This window comes from Loktanella salsilacus, from assembly GCF_900114485.1.
Classification (GTDB): domain Bacteria; phylum Pseudomonadota; class Alphaproteobacteria; order Rhodobacterales; family Rhodobacteraceae; genus Loktanella; species Loktanella salsilacus.
Genome location: NZ_FOTF01000004.1, coordinates 50,127 through 63,701, shown reverse-complemented (window position 1 = coordinate 63,701; position 13,575 = coordinate 50,127). Strand labels below are relative to the sequence as shown.

Below are 13,575 nucleotides of genomic sequence, written 5' to 3'. Positions count from 1 at the left end.
GCTTCATTGCTTGATCTTTAAAACTTGCTTCATGCCTTTCCCCTAAGCCTAGAGGGGATGTTCAGTGAGAGTGTGATGCAAGTAGATCCCGATCAGAACGCGGAAATATCGGCAATGCAGCAGGTTATCGGCAGAAATATTCTGTTGCCGCTGTTCGAAAATTCCGGCCAAGCGATCATGGTATTGAACAGCGACGATTTGCATATCGTCGCAGCAAATAGACTTGCCAGAACGATTTTGAAAAACGGTATGCGTGCGTTGCAGCGCCTGACGTTGATGGATGCCGTTCCCAGCCTTCCACCCGACGACGTTGCGCGTTTTTTGCGACAGTTCATCAGGGTCAGGCGGCGCAGTGTGCGGGCACGGGTTGGTCTGAACACAGACAAAGCGACGATTTACGACGTCGATATCATCCGGATGCCCGATCAGGAAAAGTCGATTGTCATCATTGCGCAGGATGTCTCGGCGACCGTACTCGCGTTGAAAATGGCGGACGAAGCGGAAAGCAAAATGGCGACGGCCATCAACGCCCTATCCGATGGCTTTGTCCTGTATGACGCAGACGACCGCTTGGTCATCTGCAACCAGACCTACCGCACATTCTATCCCGAAAGTGCGGCTGCAATGGAACCTGGCAATACGTTTGAAACCATCCTGCGGCTTGGGTTGCAAAACGGTCAATATGCCGATGGCATTGGGCGAGAGGAAGAATGGCTCGCCACGCGGTTAAAGCAACATCGCAGCTCTCAAGGCGTTATCGAACAAAAACTGTCCAATGGTCGCTGGTTGCGAATCGTGGAACGCGCGACCGCTGATGGCGGGCGCGTTGGCCTGCGCGTCGATGTCACCCAGCTAAAGGAACAACAGCACGCGCTGCGCCGGCTTGCGATTACGGATGAACTTACCGGATTGCGAAACAGACGGAACCTGCTGGAAGATATCGCACTGATGGCGGATGGGCTTGGCCCGCACGAAACCGTCGTCGTCTATCACCTTGATCTGGATCGTTTCAAAGCGATCAATGACGTCTATGGCCACGAAGCAGGTGATCATGTCCTCAAACATTGCGCTGCGATTTTGGAAAGCGCGGTCGCGCCTGGCGAATTTGCGGCCCGTGTTGGCGGTGATGAATTCATCATCGTACGTCGTATGCCAAATGACAGGGACGCGATCACAGCCTTTGCGGATCAGATCATTGACCGCCTGCTAAAACCCTTGGGCTATGCGGGCCAGTTCATGCATATCGGCGTTTCGATCGGCATCGCCCTGCTAGAACTGAAATCGGGCATGGCGGCGCGCGGCACCGTCCTGACGGCCGCGGATCTTGCCTTATACGAAGCAAAGAAAATTGGCGGCGTCGCGTTATTTTTTGAAAATACGATGCGGGATCAGGTGCTATCGGCAAACGCCTTGGCGCGCGAATTGCAGATCGGTTTGGAACGCAACGAGTTCGAGGCATACTTTCAACCACAGGTCGACGCAGTCGCCGGCGAATGCGTCGGGTTCGAGGCGCTGTTGCGCTGGAACCATCCGCGACGCGGTGTGATGAACGCAGGTCAGTTTCTTGACGTTGCGCAGCGGGCTGGACTTACCGACGCGCTAGATACGTTGATGACGGATGCGGCGTGTCATGCCCTGCGCTGGCTGTCCGACCAGGGGATGCCGCACACAAGCATCAGCATAAATATGTCGACCGCTCAACTGTCTGACCCTCGCCTACTGTCCCGACTGGAAACCGCACTGGTAAAATTCGACGTGGCCCGGCACCTGCTTCGAATCGAACTATTGGAATCAACGCTGTTGGACGAACGAACAACCCATTTCCTCGCGAACGTTAATGCCATGGTCAGCGCGGGATTTGTGGTAGAACTTGATGATTTCGGCACAGGTCACGCTGCCATCGCCGCACTGCGAAAGTTTCACGTATCGCAGATCAAGATCGACCGCAGTTTTGTCCGTCACGTCGACACCGACGAAGATCTGCAAAAGCTGACCGCCGCGATCATCGGCTTAGCAAACAGCCTAGATATTAGTGTGCTGGCAGAAGGCGTGGAAACACACGAAGAACAGGCAAGGTTGATCGACATGGGGTGCCGATTGGCGCAGGGCTGGTTTTATAGCAAGGCCATGCCGCTGTCACACATCAAGGATTTTCTGACCCGCTACCCGGTGCCCACTCATTTTCGCACCAATGTGTCCCCAAAATCGATCCGCGGCGTCAGTTGAACAAGGCTCGGCCCCGGGTCTTCTCCGGCGACGCGTTTGGCGATGATATTTGCAGCGCATGCCCCGATTTCAAACCGGCAGGCATCCATCGTCGCCAATCGCCGCGGCAATCCGGCAAGCAGTTCTACACCGTTAAATCCGGCTAGGCCGATCTGCCCCGGCACATCAATCTTCTGGTCCAAAAGGTACATAAGCCCGCCGGCGCCAATCATGTCATTGGAGTAATACAGAAAATCAAGATCTGGATGACGCGCCAGCATAGCTTGCGTCATTTCCCGGCCCTTCGTCAAAGCAGATCCGCCAGCGTAGAATTCGTGGTCCGTAATCTCGACACCTGATTTGGCCAAAGTCCGGGTGAACCCTTCGAAACGTTTGCGCGCGCGGTGGTCCAGCGGCATTTGCGTCCCCATAAAGCCAATCTTGCGATAACCGGCCGCAAGAATCGCTTCTGCCATTTCCCGCCCCGCCCGGCGGTGCGAAATGCCGACGCATGCGTCGATGGCCTCTCCGTCTGTATCCATAATCTCGACCACGGGAATGCCAGCCTGCGCCAACATGGCGCGCGATGGGTCAGAGTGTTCCAAACCGGCGATGATGACCCCGGCTGGACGCCAAGACAGCATTTCGAACAAGACCTTCTCTTCTTTTTCGGGACGGTATTCCGTCACACCAAAGACCGGCTGCAGCGCTGTGCCATCGAGCGATTCGGAAATACCGGACAACACCTCTGGAAACACCATGTTTTTCAGCGACGGGATAATAACCGCAACCAAATTGACGTGGCTCGATGCGAGCGATCCCGCGATACGGTTCGGTACATAGCCCAAACGTTTCGCCGCCTCTTGTACTTTGACGCGGGTCGCGGCGCTGACGTCACCCTTGTTGCGCAGCACCCGGCTGACTGTCATCTCGCTGACGCCGGATGCTTCTGAAACGTCGCGGAGTGTCATCGGTCTGCGAGGAGGCTTGTTCACGGGATCATCCTGTCACTGCGTTCAAATAAGTATTATCCCGCAGTCAACGGCTTGTCCAAGCCTGCCGCCACCCACGTTGACCAATCGCCCATTTCAAGGCAATGACGTGTCGTGGTCCCGTGGCTCAATTGGATAGAGCAGCCCCCTCCTAAGGGGCAGGTTACTGGTTCGAACCCAGTCGGGATCACCACCCTCAGATCGCATCGCAAAAATGACACCAACTGGCGTCAGACCATGCGGATGACGTCCTTGTCGATTGCCAGCATATAGCCTTTGCGCGCGATGTTTTTCACGAGAAGTTCGCTGACCATTTGATTGCCCAAGGTATCGCGCAGGCGCTTAATACGCGTTGCACCGGCTGCTTCGTCGCAGTCGGACGCGTCCCGGCCAGAGATGACGCCTTCGATTTCAGCGCCAGATAACACCTCGTCGTCCATCCGCGCCTCTGCCAGCACGGACAGCGTTTCAATCGCCGCGGCGGTCAGCTTGAATTCGAAGTTGTTCAGGTAAACCGATCCCTGATCGCGGCTGATCAAAAGCGAGTTTACCTCGATCCCCTTGCGCTCAATTTGGCCCATGCGCCGCGTCAGCCCGATCAGCATGACCAGAAACGCGATCGCAGCGACCAGAAGCGCCGTCGAGAACACAAGCAGCACGAAAATCACAAAGCGATAGGATGACAACGTATCGGAAAACGCAGTGCCGGAACCTGCGAGGATTTCCAGCAGCTTAATCTCTGCCCCAGTGGTCAGGTTGTCGTTCGCGATGAACAGCTGTTCGACCCGGGCGTTGAATGCGTTAGCATCCGGCAGGTTGACGAACAAAAGCACGGCAGCAGCCGCGAGGATCAGAACGATACCGATGATCCCGCCGACGACAATACGATTGCCGATCTCGCGCGCCTCAGTAGCGGAGGAAATACTCACCAGCGGTGCCCTTTCTGCTGTCCAGACCGTTTGCATCAAACACGCCCACGATCGTCAGCAGAGCCCAGCCATCCGCCGCCAACCGCGGCGCAATGGCCGCTTGCGCGTTAGGCTTTGTGCATTCCCCAGACACCTGCGCGACGCCGTAGTGCAGGCGCAGCGGGTTATCTTGCTTTGCCTTATAATCGGCATAGCAATCGGCCTGAGCGGCAGTCGCGCCCAAAAGGCCAGCAAGGATTAGGGGAATAAGCTTTTTCATCATGGTGCGATCTGACGTGGATCCGTCGTGTTATGCAATATCGTCCGATGCTATCGTGCGCAGACCGACATTGCCAGCGGATGATATCGCCTGTCAGCGGTCAATATGACCATCCTGTTTCCATATATGGCGCGATCAGTGCCCATCGCAAAAGGGAACACGATGTTTAGGATATTGATATTGGCGCTTGCCATGGTTGCCGTCGCATTTCCAGCCACCGCGGACCAAGGCCGGAATGGCAAAAGCTGGCGCGAGCTCGTGACCGAGCAGGGCTATTTACCCGGCCACGGGCGCGGCAGAACAGGACCACCGCGGGTTGCACCGCCTGTCGTGGTCGCGCCGTCGTTCGGCAATAGCCGCACACGTCAGTCCCTGCCCGCCACATGCATTGATGATATCGAAACACGGGACGGGTGGCGGCGCATTTATGACCGCGACTGCCTTGCCGATTGGGGCACCGACACCCGCGCACTGCCGCGAATCTGCAATGTGCAACTGACGACATGGGGCGGCGTGCGCCGCGGCTATGACGCGCAATGTCTGGTTGATGCAGGCTATCGTCGCCGCTGATGTCCATTTGGCGCGGGCAGGACTTCCCCCTGCCCCGCCGCTGCGGCATCATAGGGGCATGACACGCATCCCCACAGACCTGCATTTCGAAGACACCGCCCGCGCCGCCGGATACGCCCATATTGCGGGCGTGGACGAGGTCGGGCGCGGCCCGCTAGCTGGCCCCGTCATGGCTTGCGCCGTGATTCTAGATCCCGCGCAAATTCCCCCCGGCCTTGGCGATAGCAAAGCGATCAGCGCAAAGCGGCGCGATGCCCTGTTTGACCTGATCCCAAACGTGGCAATTGTTGGGTACGGCAGCGCCTCGGTGGAAGAGATCGAGATATTGAACATCCTTGCGGCAAGCCAACTGGCCATGACCCGCGCGCTGGCGGATTTGGCGCAACCTGCGGATTTTGCACTGATAGATGGCAACCGCATGCCCCCAAACATGCCCTGCCCCGGCCAAACCATCGTAAAGGGTGATGCCAAATCTTTGTCGATCGCTGCGGCCTCAATTATGGCCAAAGTGTGGCGAGACCGTCTGATGGTGGGATTGGCGCAACAGCATCCGGGCTATGGCTGGGCACGAAACGCCGGATATCCGACCGCCGAGCACCTAGAGGGACTGAAATGTCACGGTGTCACTCTACATCATCGCCGCACATTCGGTCCGGTACACAAGATGTTGTGGCAAGATAAAATTCGCGGTGAATAAAGCAATTTATCCATTGCCTCTGAAAGCCGCAAAAGGTCATCTTAACCTCAATCAACGAGTGGAAAAATCCACCGGGATAGAGGCAGAGCATGACAATAAAAACAAAGGCCCAAAAGGGCCTAACGCTACCGCTTAACCAAATTTTGGATGGCGATTGCATCGAGCTTATGAACAGTTTGCCAGAAGAGTCAGTCGATCTGATCTTCGCAGACCCACCCTATAACCTGCAACTGCGTGGCGATCTTCATCGCCCGGACAATTCCAAAGTCGACGCCGTCGATGACCATTGGGACCAGTTCGAAAGCTTTGCTGTTTATGACAAATTCACCCGTGATTGGCTGAAGGCGGCGCGCCGCCTGCTAAAGCCGAATGGCGCGATCTGGGTCATTGGCAGCTATCACAACGTGTTCCGTATGGGCGCAGAGCTGCAGAACCAGGGCTTCTGGATCCTGAACGACGTCGTCTGGCGCAAGTCGAACCCGATGCCGAACTTCCGCGGCAAGCGGCTGACCAACGCCCACGAGACGCTGATCTGGGCCGGCAAGTCCGAGCACAGCAAATACACCTTCAACTACGAAGCGCTGAAAGCGCTGAACGAAGGCATTCAGATGCGCAGCGATTGGATGCTGCCGATCTGCACCGGCCACGAGCGGATCAAGGACGAAAACGGCGACAAGGCGCATCCGACGCAAAAGCCGGAAAGCCTGCTGCACCGCGTCCTGCTGGGCACCACGAACCCCGGCGACGTGATCCTTGACCCCTTCTTTGGCACAGGCACCACCGGTGCTGTCGCCAAGATGCTGGGCCGTGATTTCATCGGCATCGAGCGTGAAGAGGCCTACCGCAAGGTTGCGACCAAGCGCATCGCCAAGGTGCGCAAGTTCGACAACGAGGCGTTGCAGGTCAGCACCTCTAAGCGGGCAGAGCCGCGCGTCGCCTTTGGCGTGCTGGTCGAACGTGGCATGCTGCGTCCGGGCGAAGAGCTTTACTCGCTCAACGGGCGTCACACCGTGAAAGTCCGCGCTGACGGCACGCTTAGCAGCGACGACATGAAGGGATCGATCCATCAGGTCGGCGCCCATCTGGAAGGCGCACCCAGCTGCAACGGCTGGACCTATTGGCAGTTCAAGCGCGAAGGGCAACGTGTGCCTATCGATCTTCTGCGCCAGCAGGTCCGCGCCGAAATGGCAAAACACGCATAGATTTCAACAGTTACCGCCGGTGCCTTTGACGTGATAGCCCCACATGGGCTTTCACGCGGGCACTACCTTTGCCCCGTCTCTTCTTTGGAAGGACGGGGTTTTTTTTCGTTCCCGATCTGGGTTACGAGCATGATACAGATCAAAGCCCGCGCCGGATCACCCCCCTACGCTTTGCGCATTCACAACCGAATGGAGCCTGCCCATGACCGCCCCAGCGCCCCAGTCTGCCCCCATGCCGCAGGTGATGCGCCTGCATCTGACGGATTTGCGGGATTGCCTCCGTGCCGGCTGGGCCGATTACCGCGCGGCCCCGCTGTTCGGGCTTTTCTTCAGCGCAATTTACGTCGTGATCGGCAACGCCTTGTTCCAGATGGGCGCAGGGTTTTTCACATGGACGCTCATCCTGTCGCTTGGCTTTCCGCTGATCGCACCGATCCTTGCCGTTGGCCTGTATGACGTCAGCCGCCGGTTAGAGCGCGGCGAAGTGCCCCGCTTTTCGCAAGTCTTGCCGATCATCTGGCAAGAGCGTACCCGCCAAGTCCCTTGGGCAGGCGTCATCATTGTGACGTTCTTTCTGTTCTGGACGTTTCTGGCCCACATGCTGTTCGCCCTGTTCATGGGGCCATCCGTGCTGCTGGGCCCGCCAGACGATCTGCAAAGTTATCTGAATGGCACTGGCCTGACGATGATTGCAGTCGAACTGGCCGTCGGTGCGATAGCCGCCTTTTTGCTGTTCAGCCTCACCGCGATCAGCCTGCCCCTGTTGCTGGACCAAGAGCTTGATTTCGTCACCGCAATGCTGATCAGCCTCAAGGTCACCCGCGAAAATCTGTTAGTGATGTGGGTCTGGGCCACGATCATCGCGGTCCTGACACTTGCGGCGCTCATCCCATTGCTGCTTGGTCTACTTGCAGTGCTGCCTGTGCTTGGGCACGCCAGTTGGCACCTGTATCGTCGCGCCTTGTTCTGACGAAAGCCTTTCCAAGCCCGCAGCGCAGGCTACTTTATGCGTGACACAGACTAAAGGAATACCCCAATGACCACCGCCACGCAGATCGTTCTGGCCAGCCGCCCCAAAGGGTCGCCGACGCTTGAAAACTTCCGCACCGAAACTGCGACCCTACCCGCAATGAAGGACGGCGAGTTCCTTGTTCGCGTCATCTGGCTATCGCTAGACCCCTACATGCGCGGCCGGATGGACGACGCTAAATCCTATGCCAAAGCGGTCGAAATCGGCGGCGTTATGGAAGGCGGCACCGTGGCCGAGGTGATGGAAAGCAAACACGAAGGCTTTCCCGTCGGCAAGATTGTCGCCGGTGCCTTTGGTTGGACCAGCCACGCCATCAGCAACGGCGAAGGCGTGCGAATCGTTGATCCGGGCATCGCCCCGATTTCGACCGCGCAGGGCGTTCTGGGCATGCCGGGTATCACCGCTTGGGTCGGCTTGAATGACATCGGCCGCGCCAAGGACGGCGAAACCATCGTGGTGTCTGCCGCAACAGGTGCCGTGGGCGGCATGGTTGGACAGCTGGCCAAGACCAAAAACATGCGCGTCATCGGCGTCGCAGGCGGCGCGGACAAATGCGACTACGCGGTTAAGGAACTGGGCTATGACGTCTGCCTTGACCACCGTGCATTGGACGCCAAGGCGCTAACCCAAGCCATCGCAGACGCCGCGCCGAACGGCGTCGACGTCTATTTCGAAAGCGTTGGCGGCAAGACGCTAGAGGCCGTGCTGCCAAACATGAACACCTTTGGCCGCATCGCAGTCTGCGGCATGATCTCTTGGTATTCGGGCCAAGGCATTGCAGAGGCGCAGCCCCTGCCCGCCGTCTGGCGCAACATCCTGACGCGCCGCCTGCTGGTCGAAGGCTTCATCATCTTTGATCACTTCGAAAAGTTTCCGGACTTCATGGCCAAAGTCGGCCCACTGGTTGGCGACGGGCGTATCACCTTCAAAGAGGACATTGCCGAAGGTCTAGAAAACGCACCGCAAGCGTTCCTAGACATGCTGGGTGGTGGCAACTTTGGTAAACAAATGGTCCGCGTCGGCACCGATCCGGCCTAAACCCTAACGCGGCCACGGATTGGTTGCAGCCTTATAGGCGGACCAATCCGTGATATGCGGATAATACTGGCGGCGCCAGACACGGACCCTTGGGTTCATGGCGCGCCGCCACAGCGGCGGCACCATCGCAACAAACCCCATCACCGAATACCCATAGGGCAGCTGCGGCGCATCGCTGGCGTCATATGTTTGCAGCAACGGAAACCGGCGGTCGGGCTTGTAGTGGTGGTCAGAATGGCGCTGCAGATTGATCAGCAGCCAGTTCGACACCTTCTGTGCGGAATTCCACGAATGGTGCGGTTTGACGTATTCATATTTGCCGTCGCCCAGATGTTCGCGCGTCAGACCGTAGTGTTCGATGTAATTCACCAGTTCCAAATGCCATGCCGCGACAAAGGCTTGCCACAAGAACAGCGCAAGCCCTAGCCAGCCACCAATGATCAGTGAGAGCGCCAGAAACCCGGCCTGCAGCGCCCAGTAGCGCCAAAACGGATTGCTAAGATCCGTCCAAGGCAGATTCTTGCGCGCCAGCATCGCCTGTTCCGCCTTGAAGGCAGAAGCATAGCATTGCCGCAGCACGCGCGGGAAAAAGCGGTGAAACCCTTCGTTATAGCGGGCGGTCACCGGGTCGCGCGGGGTGGCGACGTAGCGGTGATGGACCAGCAAATGTTCTGACCGGAAATGCGAATACAGCGCCATCGCCAGCAGGATATCGGCCATGTTGCGCTCAATCTTGGGCTTTTGGTGCATCAGCTCGTGACTGTAGTTAATGCCAATCGTGCCCGTGATCACACCCATGCCAAAGAATAGACCGACCAGTCCCCACCCGCCCAGATGATCGGCGCGGGTCGCGTAGTACATGACACCAAACAACGTCGCTGCCTGCAGCGGGGCCCAGATGATCGTGATCAGGCGATACCACCACAGTTGATCATCGGGCGTCGACGTATCGGCGTTCGCCTCGTTCAGGCCTGCGAAAATATCAATGATGCCAAACAGATACCACGTACACAGCGGCAACAGGAAAACGGCCCAGCCACCCCAGACCGCACTGATCCACGCAATTGGGATCAGCAGCAGCGACAGCCAGAACGGCAGCGCAGCGGATAGGCGAGCGATCGGGGGCGTGGCTGCAGTTGCGGTCATGGAATCCTCTTTCACGGCCTTTTGCCCCAAAATTGTGGCGATATATCAGCCAAATGGTAAAGAATCCGCGACCAGATCAAAGACCTTTCGCATCACAGTGGGAAGTGCCGTTGGGGAAAAGTCGTTATGCGGTACAAAATGCCCTCGCGCGGGCCGTGCATTGCCCGGAACGCGCGTCCAAAGAATCGTCAACTCTAAATGAAAATGCGTAAAGGTATGCCGCGCCGTCGCATCCAGCTGCTGCCATTCCGCATCCAAAGGGGGCGCAGGTTGCGGATCATCCGACCAGTCCGATCCAGCAAAGCCAAGCATCCCGCCCAGCAACCCCTTGGGATCGCGCGTTTCCAGCAACCAAGCGCCGTCATCGCGGCGCACGACGTAAGCAATGCCGCGCCGCACGGGCACAGGCTTTTTCGGAGTCTTCTTTGGCAGCACAGGGGCCGTCCCCGCAATGCGGGCCATGCAATCATCGCGCAGCGGACAAATACCGCAAGCTGGCGATTTCGGCGTGCAGATTGTCGCCCCCAAATCCATGACCGCCTGCGCATAGTCGCCGGGACGTTCCTGCGGTGTTAGCGCCTTGGCCAACGCCATCAGCTCTGGCTTGGCAGCAGGCAGCGGCGTGTGCACGTCGTATAGCCGCGCCATGACCCGTTCGACATTGCCGTCCAGCACGGTTTCCGGCTGATCAAAGGCAATCGCAGCGACAGCGGCGGCAGTGTACGGGCCAATGCCGGGCAGGGTCAGCAGCGTGTCATGATCGGGCGGAAAGACGCCGCCATGATCGGCCACGACAGCCCGCGCGCATTTCAGCAAATTGCGGGCGCGCGCATAGTATCCAAGCCCCGCCCAAGCGGCCATCACATCCGCATCCTGCGCCGCGGCCAGATCGGCGACGGTGGGCCATAACCCCATGAACTTGCGCCAATAATCGCGCACGGCTGCGACTGTAGTTTGCTGCAGCATCACCTCTGACAACCAGATGCCATAAGGGTCTGGCAGTGCACCCGCTTTGCGGTCCGCAGGGGGCACACGCCACGGCATGGACCGGGCGTGGACGTCGTACCATTCGAGCAGTTGCAACGATCGCTCACGCATTGTTCATGCCTCCTCGCACTGACTTGGCGTGCGGGGTGACATAGACTAAACGGTGATGATGAAACAGCCTCACCGCACGTCCTCTACTCGCGGTTTTTCCCGCGCCGTCACGTTGATGCAGTCGCGCATTCGCGCGGGCAGTGAAGGGCGTGGCTTTGCGGAAACGCGGCTGCTGACCCATTGGGCCGAATTTGTGGGCGAACAGGTGGCCAGCGTGGCGACGCCTGTGAACGTCAGCTATGGCCGCGGCGCGCTGGGTGCGACCCTGACAGTACTGACGACAGGTGCCAATGCGCCCATGCTGGAAATGCAAAAGGTGCAGATCCTCGAAAAAGTGAACGCCTGCTATGGCTACCGCGCCATCGCGCGGGTGCGCATCACACAGACCGCCCCTACAGGCTTTGCCGAAGGGCGCGTGGCCTTTGCACCCGCCCCTAAAGCCCCCGCAGCACCCGACCCCGTCATGCAAGACCGCGCCCGCGCGGTTGCAAAAGGGGTCGCAAATGACGACCTAAGGACAGCACTGGAGGCATTGGCCGCCAACGTCCTGTCGAAACCGAAAAACAGAACCTGAGGTAGACCATGAAACGCAGAACCCTGTTGACCACTGGCGGCGCGGCCGTCCTTGTTGGCGGCGCTTTCGCCCTGAACCTGAACAGCCCGCAAAGCAGCCTGCTTGTTGGCATGGCCAATGCCCAAACCGAAGGCGCAACGCCTGATCCAACCGCGATCGCTGACATGATTGTCGGCTCTGCTGATGCGCCCGTGAAAATCACCGAATACGCCAGCTTTACCTGCCCGCATTGCGCTAACTTCCATGCGACGGTCTGGCCCAAGCTGAAGGCGGAATATATCGACACCGGCAAAGTGCAGTTCACCTACCGCGAAGTCTATTTTGACCGCTTCGGTCTGTGGGCATCGATGATGGCCCGCTGCGGCGGAGAGATGCGCTTTTTCGGCATCGCCGAGATGCTTTATGACAAACAGCGTGCTTGGACCGCCAGCGGTGATCCGGCAACAATTGCGCAAGACCTGCGCAACTTGGGCAAGACCGCCGGCCTGACCGACGAGATGCTGGATGCCTGCATGAACGACGCGGAAAACGCACAGAACTTGGTGGCGTGGTACGAGGCGAACGCAAAGGCCGACGACATCAGCTCTACCCCGTCGTTCATGATTGATGGTGAGAAGTATTCCAACATGTCCTTCGAAGACATGTCCAAGATCATCGACGACGCGATCGCCGGTTGATGCGCCCGCTGGACGGCCTGCGGGTCATTGAATTGGCGCGCATTCTTGCTGGCCCTTGGGCGGGTCAGACCTTGGCCGATCTAGGGGCAGACGTAATTAAGGTCGAATCCCCCGACGGCGATGATACGCGCCGTTGGGGGCCGCCTTGGGTCGATCACGGGGGCGAACGCGCCGCCGCTTATTTCCACAGCACGAACCGGGGCAAAACCTCGGTCACTGTGGATTTCCGCACGCCAGAGGGGCAGGCACACGTCAAAGCCCTGATCGCGGACGCAGATATCGTGATCGAGAATTTCAAGGTCGGCGGATTGGCGAAATACGGTCTGGATTACGCAAGCCTTGCCGCTATCAATCCACGGCTGATCTACTGTTCAATCACGGGGTTTGGCCAAACCGGCCCCTACGCCCACCGTGCAGGCTATGACTACATCATCCAAGGCATGTCCGGTCTGATGTCCGTCACCGGAGAGGCCGACGGCCAGCCGCAGCGCGCCGGCGTGGCTGTCGTCGATCTGTTTACCGGAATGTATGCAAGCACAGCCATTCTAGCGGCTGTTCACCAACGGCAGACCACAGGCGTAGGTCAGCACATTGATCTGGCGCTTTACGATGTCGCTGTTGCGGTGATGGCCAATCAGGCGATGAATTATCTGACGACCGGCACCCCCCCGGCGCGGACGGGCAACACCCATCCGAATTTGATGCCCTATCAAGTGTTCGACTGCGCGGATGGTCATATCATCATCGCAACAGGCAATGATGCGCAATATCGGCGGTTGTGCGATCTGCTGAAGATGCCAGAACTGGCGCAAGACCCGCGCTTTGCGACCAATGCAGACCGTCTGGCAAATCGCGACCAGCTTGCCACTGTCCTGAACGATGCGACCCAGCAACATGCGCGAGAGGCGCTTTTGACGATGTGCGAGGCGCAGGGCGTGCCTGCCGGGCCGATCAAGGATATGGCAGAGGTATTTGTCGACCCACAGATCGTTCACCGCGAAATGCAGGTTGATTTAGACGGCGTACCAGGGATGCGGACACCGATCCGCATGTCAGGCGGCGATACCAGTCCGCGCGGCCCAGCGCCGCGGATGCAGAACAAGGCGTCTGATTAAAGCGACGGGGTGATGGGGGCCAGCCCTCGTCCCTGCGGGATAT

14 protein-coding genes and 1 tRNA gene are annotated in these 13,575 nt (G+C 58.5%); 10 read left to right on the top strand and 5 right to left on the bottom strand.

The annotated features are described in order from the left end of the window. Positions 1-75: 75 nt before the first annotated feature. Positions 76-2,226 carry a putative bifunctional diguanylate cyclase/phosphodiesterase gene (locus BM131_RS04385; protein WP_175499173.1) on the top strand — a complete coding sequence of 717 codons (2,151 nt, stop codon included), beginning with the start codon at positions 76-78 and terminating at the stop codon, positions 2,224-2,226. On the opposite strand, the gene BM131_RS04380 is transcribed toward BM131_RS04385, so the two are convergent. Beyond that, on the bottom strand, positions 2,178-3,176 hold the full coding sequence (locus tag BM131_RS04380) for a LacI family DNA-binding transcriptional regulator (protein WP_090186166.1): 999 nt from the start codon (positions 3,174-3,176) through the stop codon (positions 2,178-2,180). The genes BM131_RS04385 and BM131_RS04380 overlap by 49 nt on opposite strands. 137 nt (positions 3,177-3,313) lie before the next feature. On the opposite strand from BM131_RS04380, the gene BM131_RS04375 reads away from it, so the two are divergent. Then, positions 3,314-3,390 (top strand) — tRNA-Arg (locus BM131_RS04375). 37 nt (positions 3,391-3,427) lie between these two features. On the opposite strand, the gene BM131_RS04370 is transcribed toward BM131_RS04375, so the two are convergent. Continuing rightward, positions 3,428-4,162, bottom strand: coding sequence for a winged helix-turn-helix domain-containing protein (locus BM131_RS04370; protein WP_175499171.1), 735 nt, complete (start codon positions 4,160-4,162; stop codon positions 3,428-3,430). Further along, a complete protein-coding gene (locus BM131_RS04365) occupies positions 4,104-4,385 on the bottom strand; it encodes a hypothetical protein (RefSeq protein WP_372803682.1) in 282 nt (93 codons plus the stop codon). Before BM131_RS04365 ends, BM131_RS04370 begins: the two co-directional genes overlap by 59 nt. A 162-nt stretch (positions 4,386-4,547) precedes the next feature. Between BM131_RS04365 and BM131_RS04360 the strand changes: the two genes are divergently transcribed. From BM131_RS04360 to BM131_RS04340, 5 genes are all read left to right on the top strand, one after another. Beyond that, a complete protein-coding gene (locus BM131_RS04360) occupies positions 4,548-4,955 on the top strand; it encodes a hypothetical protein (RefSeq protein ID WP_139222585.1) in 408 nt (135 codons plus the stop codon). 58 nt (positions 4,956-5,013) lie between these two features. Beyond that, positions 5,014-5,652: a ribonuclease HII gene (locus BM131_RS04355; protein WP_090186158.1), complete on the top strand. Its 639-nt coding sequence runs from the start codon at positions 5,014-5,016 to the stop codon at positions 5,650-5,652. An 89-nt stretch (positions 5,653-5,741) separates the two neighbouring features. Continuing rightward, entirely contained in the window at positions 5,742-6,854 is a 1,113-nt protein-coding gene (locus BM131_RS04350; RefSeq protein WP_090186155.1) for a site-specific DNA-methyltransferase, read from the top strand. A 202-nt stretch (positions 6,855-7,056) separates the two neighbouring features. After that, positions 7,057-7,824, top strand: a complete 768-nt coding sequence (locus BM131_RS04345) for a DUF2189 domain-containing protein (RefSeq protein WP_090186151.1) — start codon at positions 7,057-7,059, stop codon at positions 7,822-7,824. Positions 7,825-7,890: 66 nt separating this feature from the next. Continuing rightward, positions 7,891-8,922 (top strand): NADP-dependent oxidoreductase, encoded by a 1,032-nt coding sequence (locus tag BM131_RS04340; protein ID WP_090186148.1) that lies wholly within the window; start codon positions 7,891-7,893, stop codon positions 8,920-8,922. A gap of 3 nt (positions 8,923-8,925) precedes the next feature. On the opposite strand, the gene BM131_RS04335 is transcribed toward BM131_RS04340, so the two are convergent. Both BM131_RS04335 and mutY read right to left on the bottom strand, forming a co-directional pair. Beyond that, positions 8,926-10,068: an alkane 1-monooxygenase gene (locus BM131_RS04335; RefSeq protein ID WP_090186147.1), complete on the bottom strand. Its 1,143-nt coding sequence runs from the start codon at positions 10,066-10,068 to the stop codon at positions 8,926-8,928. Between the two features lie 45 nt (positions 10,069-10,113). Next, the gene (gene mutY / locus BM131_RS04330) at positions 10,114-11,166 is read right to left on the bottom strand and encodes an A/G-specific adenine glycosylase (protein WP_090186144.1); all 1,053 of its coding nucleotides are present in this window, start codon (positions 11,164-11,166) and stop codon (positions 10,114-10,116) included. 58 nt (positions 11,167-11,224) lie between these two features. On the opposite strand from mutY, the gene BM131_RS04325 reads away from it, so the two are divergent. From BM131_RS04325 to BM131_RS04315, 3 genes are read left to right on the top strand one after another with little or no spacing between them, the layout of a single operon-like run. Next, complete coding sequence (locus tag BM131_RS04325; RefSeq protein ID WP_090186141.1) at positions 11,225-11,740, top strand: DUF721 domain-containing protein; 516 nt, start codon at positions 11,225-11,227, stop codon at positions 11,738-11,740. A gap of 8 nt (positions 11,741-11,748) precedes the next feature. After that, complete coding sequence (locus BM131_RS04320) at positions 11,749-12,417, top strand: DsbA family protein (protein WP_090186138.1); 669 nt, start codon at positions 11,749-11,751, stop codon at positions 12,415-12,417. Next, a complete protein-coding gene (locus BM131_RS04315; protein ID WP_090186135.1) occupies positions 12,414-13,532 on the top strand; it encodes a CaiB/BaiF CoA transferase family protein in 1,119 nt (372 codons plus the stop codon). The genes BM131_RS04320 and BM131_RS04315 overlap by 4 nt, the downstream gene beginning before the upstream one ends. The last annotated feature ends 43 nt before the right edge of the window (positions 13,533-13,575 follow it).

What these genes read in the sequence shown, in the direction of transcription:
- mutY (WP_090186144.1), bottom strand. Translation starts at nt 11,166, where the DNA reads ATGCGTGAGCGATCGTTGCAACTGCTCGAATGGTACGACGTCCACGCC.
- BM131_RS04335 (WP_090186147.1), bottom strand. Translation starts at nt 10,068, where the DNA reads ATGACCGCAACTGCAGCCACGCCCCCGATCGCTCGCCTATCCGCTGCG.
- BM131_RS04350 (WP_090186155.1), top strand. Translation starts at nt 5,742, where the DNA reads ATGACAATAAAAACAAAGGCCCAAAAGGGCCTAACGCTACCGCTTAAC.
- BM131_RS04340 (WP_090186148.1), top strand. Translation starts at nt 7,891, where the DNA reads ATGACCACCGCCACGCAGATCGTTCTGGCCAGCCGCCCCAAAGGGTCG.
- BM131_RS04380 (WP_090186166.1), bottom strand. Translation starts at nt 3,176, where the DNA reads ATGACACTCCGCGACGTTTCAGAAGCATCCGGCGTCAGCGAGATGACA.
- BM131_RS04355 (WP_090186158.1), top strand. Translation starts at nt 5,014, where the DNA reads ATGACACGCATCCCCACAGACCTGCATTTCGAAGACACCGCCCGCGCC.
- BM131_RS04360 (WP_139222585.1), top strand. Translation starts at nt 4,548, where the DNA reads ATGTTTAGGATATTGATATTGGCGCTTGCCATGGTTGCCGTCGCATTT.
- BM131_RS04320 (WP_090186138.1), top strand. Translation starts at nt 11,749, where the DNA reads ATGAAACGCAGAACCCTGTTGACCACTGGCGGCGCGGCCGTCCTTGTT.
- BM131_RS04385 (WP_175499173.1), top strand. Translation starts at nt 76, where the DNA reads ATGCAAGTAGATCCCGATCAGAACGCGGAAATATCGGCAATGCAGCAG.
- BM131_RS04370 (WP_175499171.1), bottom strand. Translation starts at nt 4,162, where the DNA reads ATGCAAACGGTCTGGACAGCAGAAAGGGCACCGCTGGTGAGTATTTCC.
- BM131_RS04345 (WP_090186151.1), top strand. Translation starts at nt 7,057, where the DNA reads ATGACCGCCCCAGCGCCCCAGTCTGCCCCCATGCCGCAGGTGATGCGC.
- BM131_RS04365 (WP_372803682.1), bottom strand. Translation starts at nt 4,385, where the DNA reads ATGAAAAAGCTTATTCCCCTAATCCTTGCTGGCCTTTTGGGCGCGACT.
- BM131_RS04325 (WP_090186141.1), top strand. Translation starts at nt 11,225, where the DNA reads ATGAAACAGCCTCACCGCACGTCCTCTACTCGCGGTTTTTCCCGCGCC.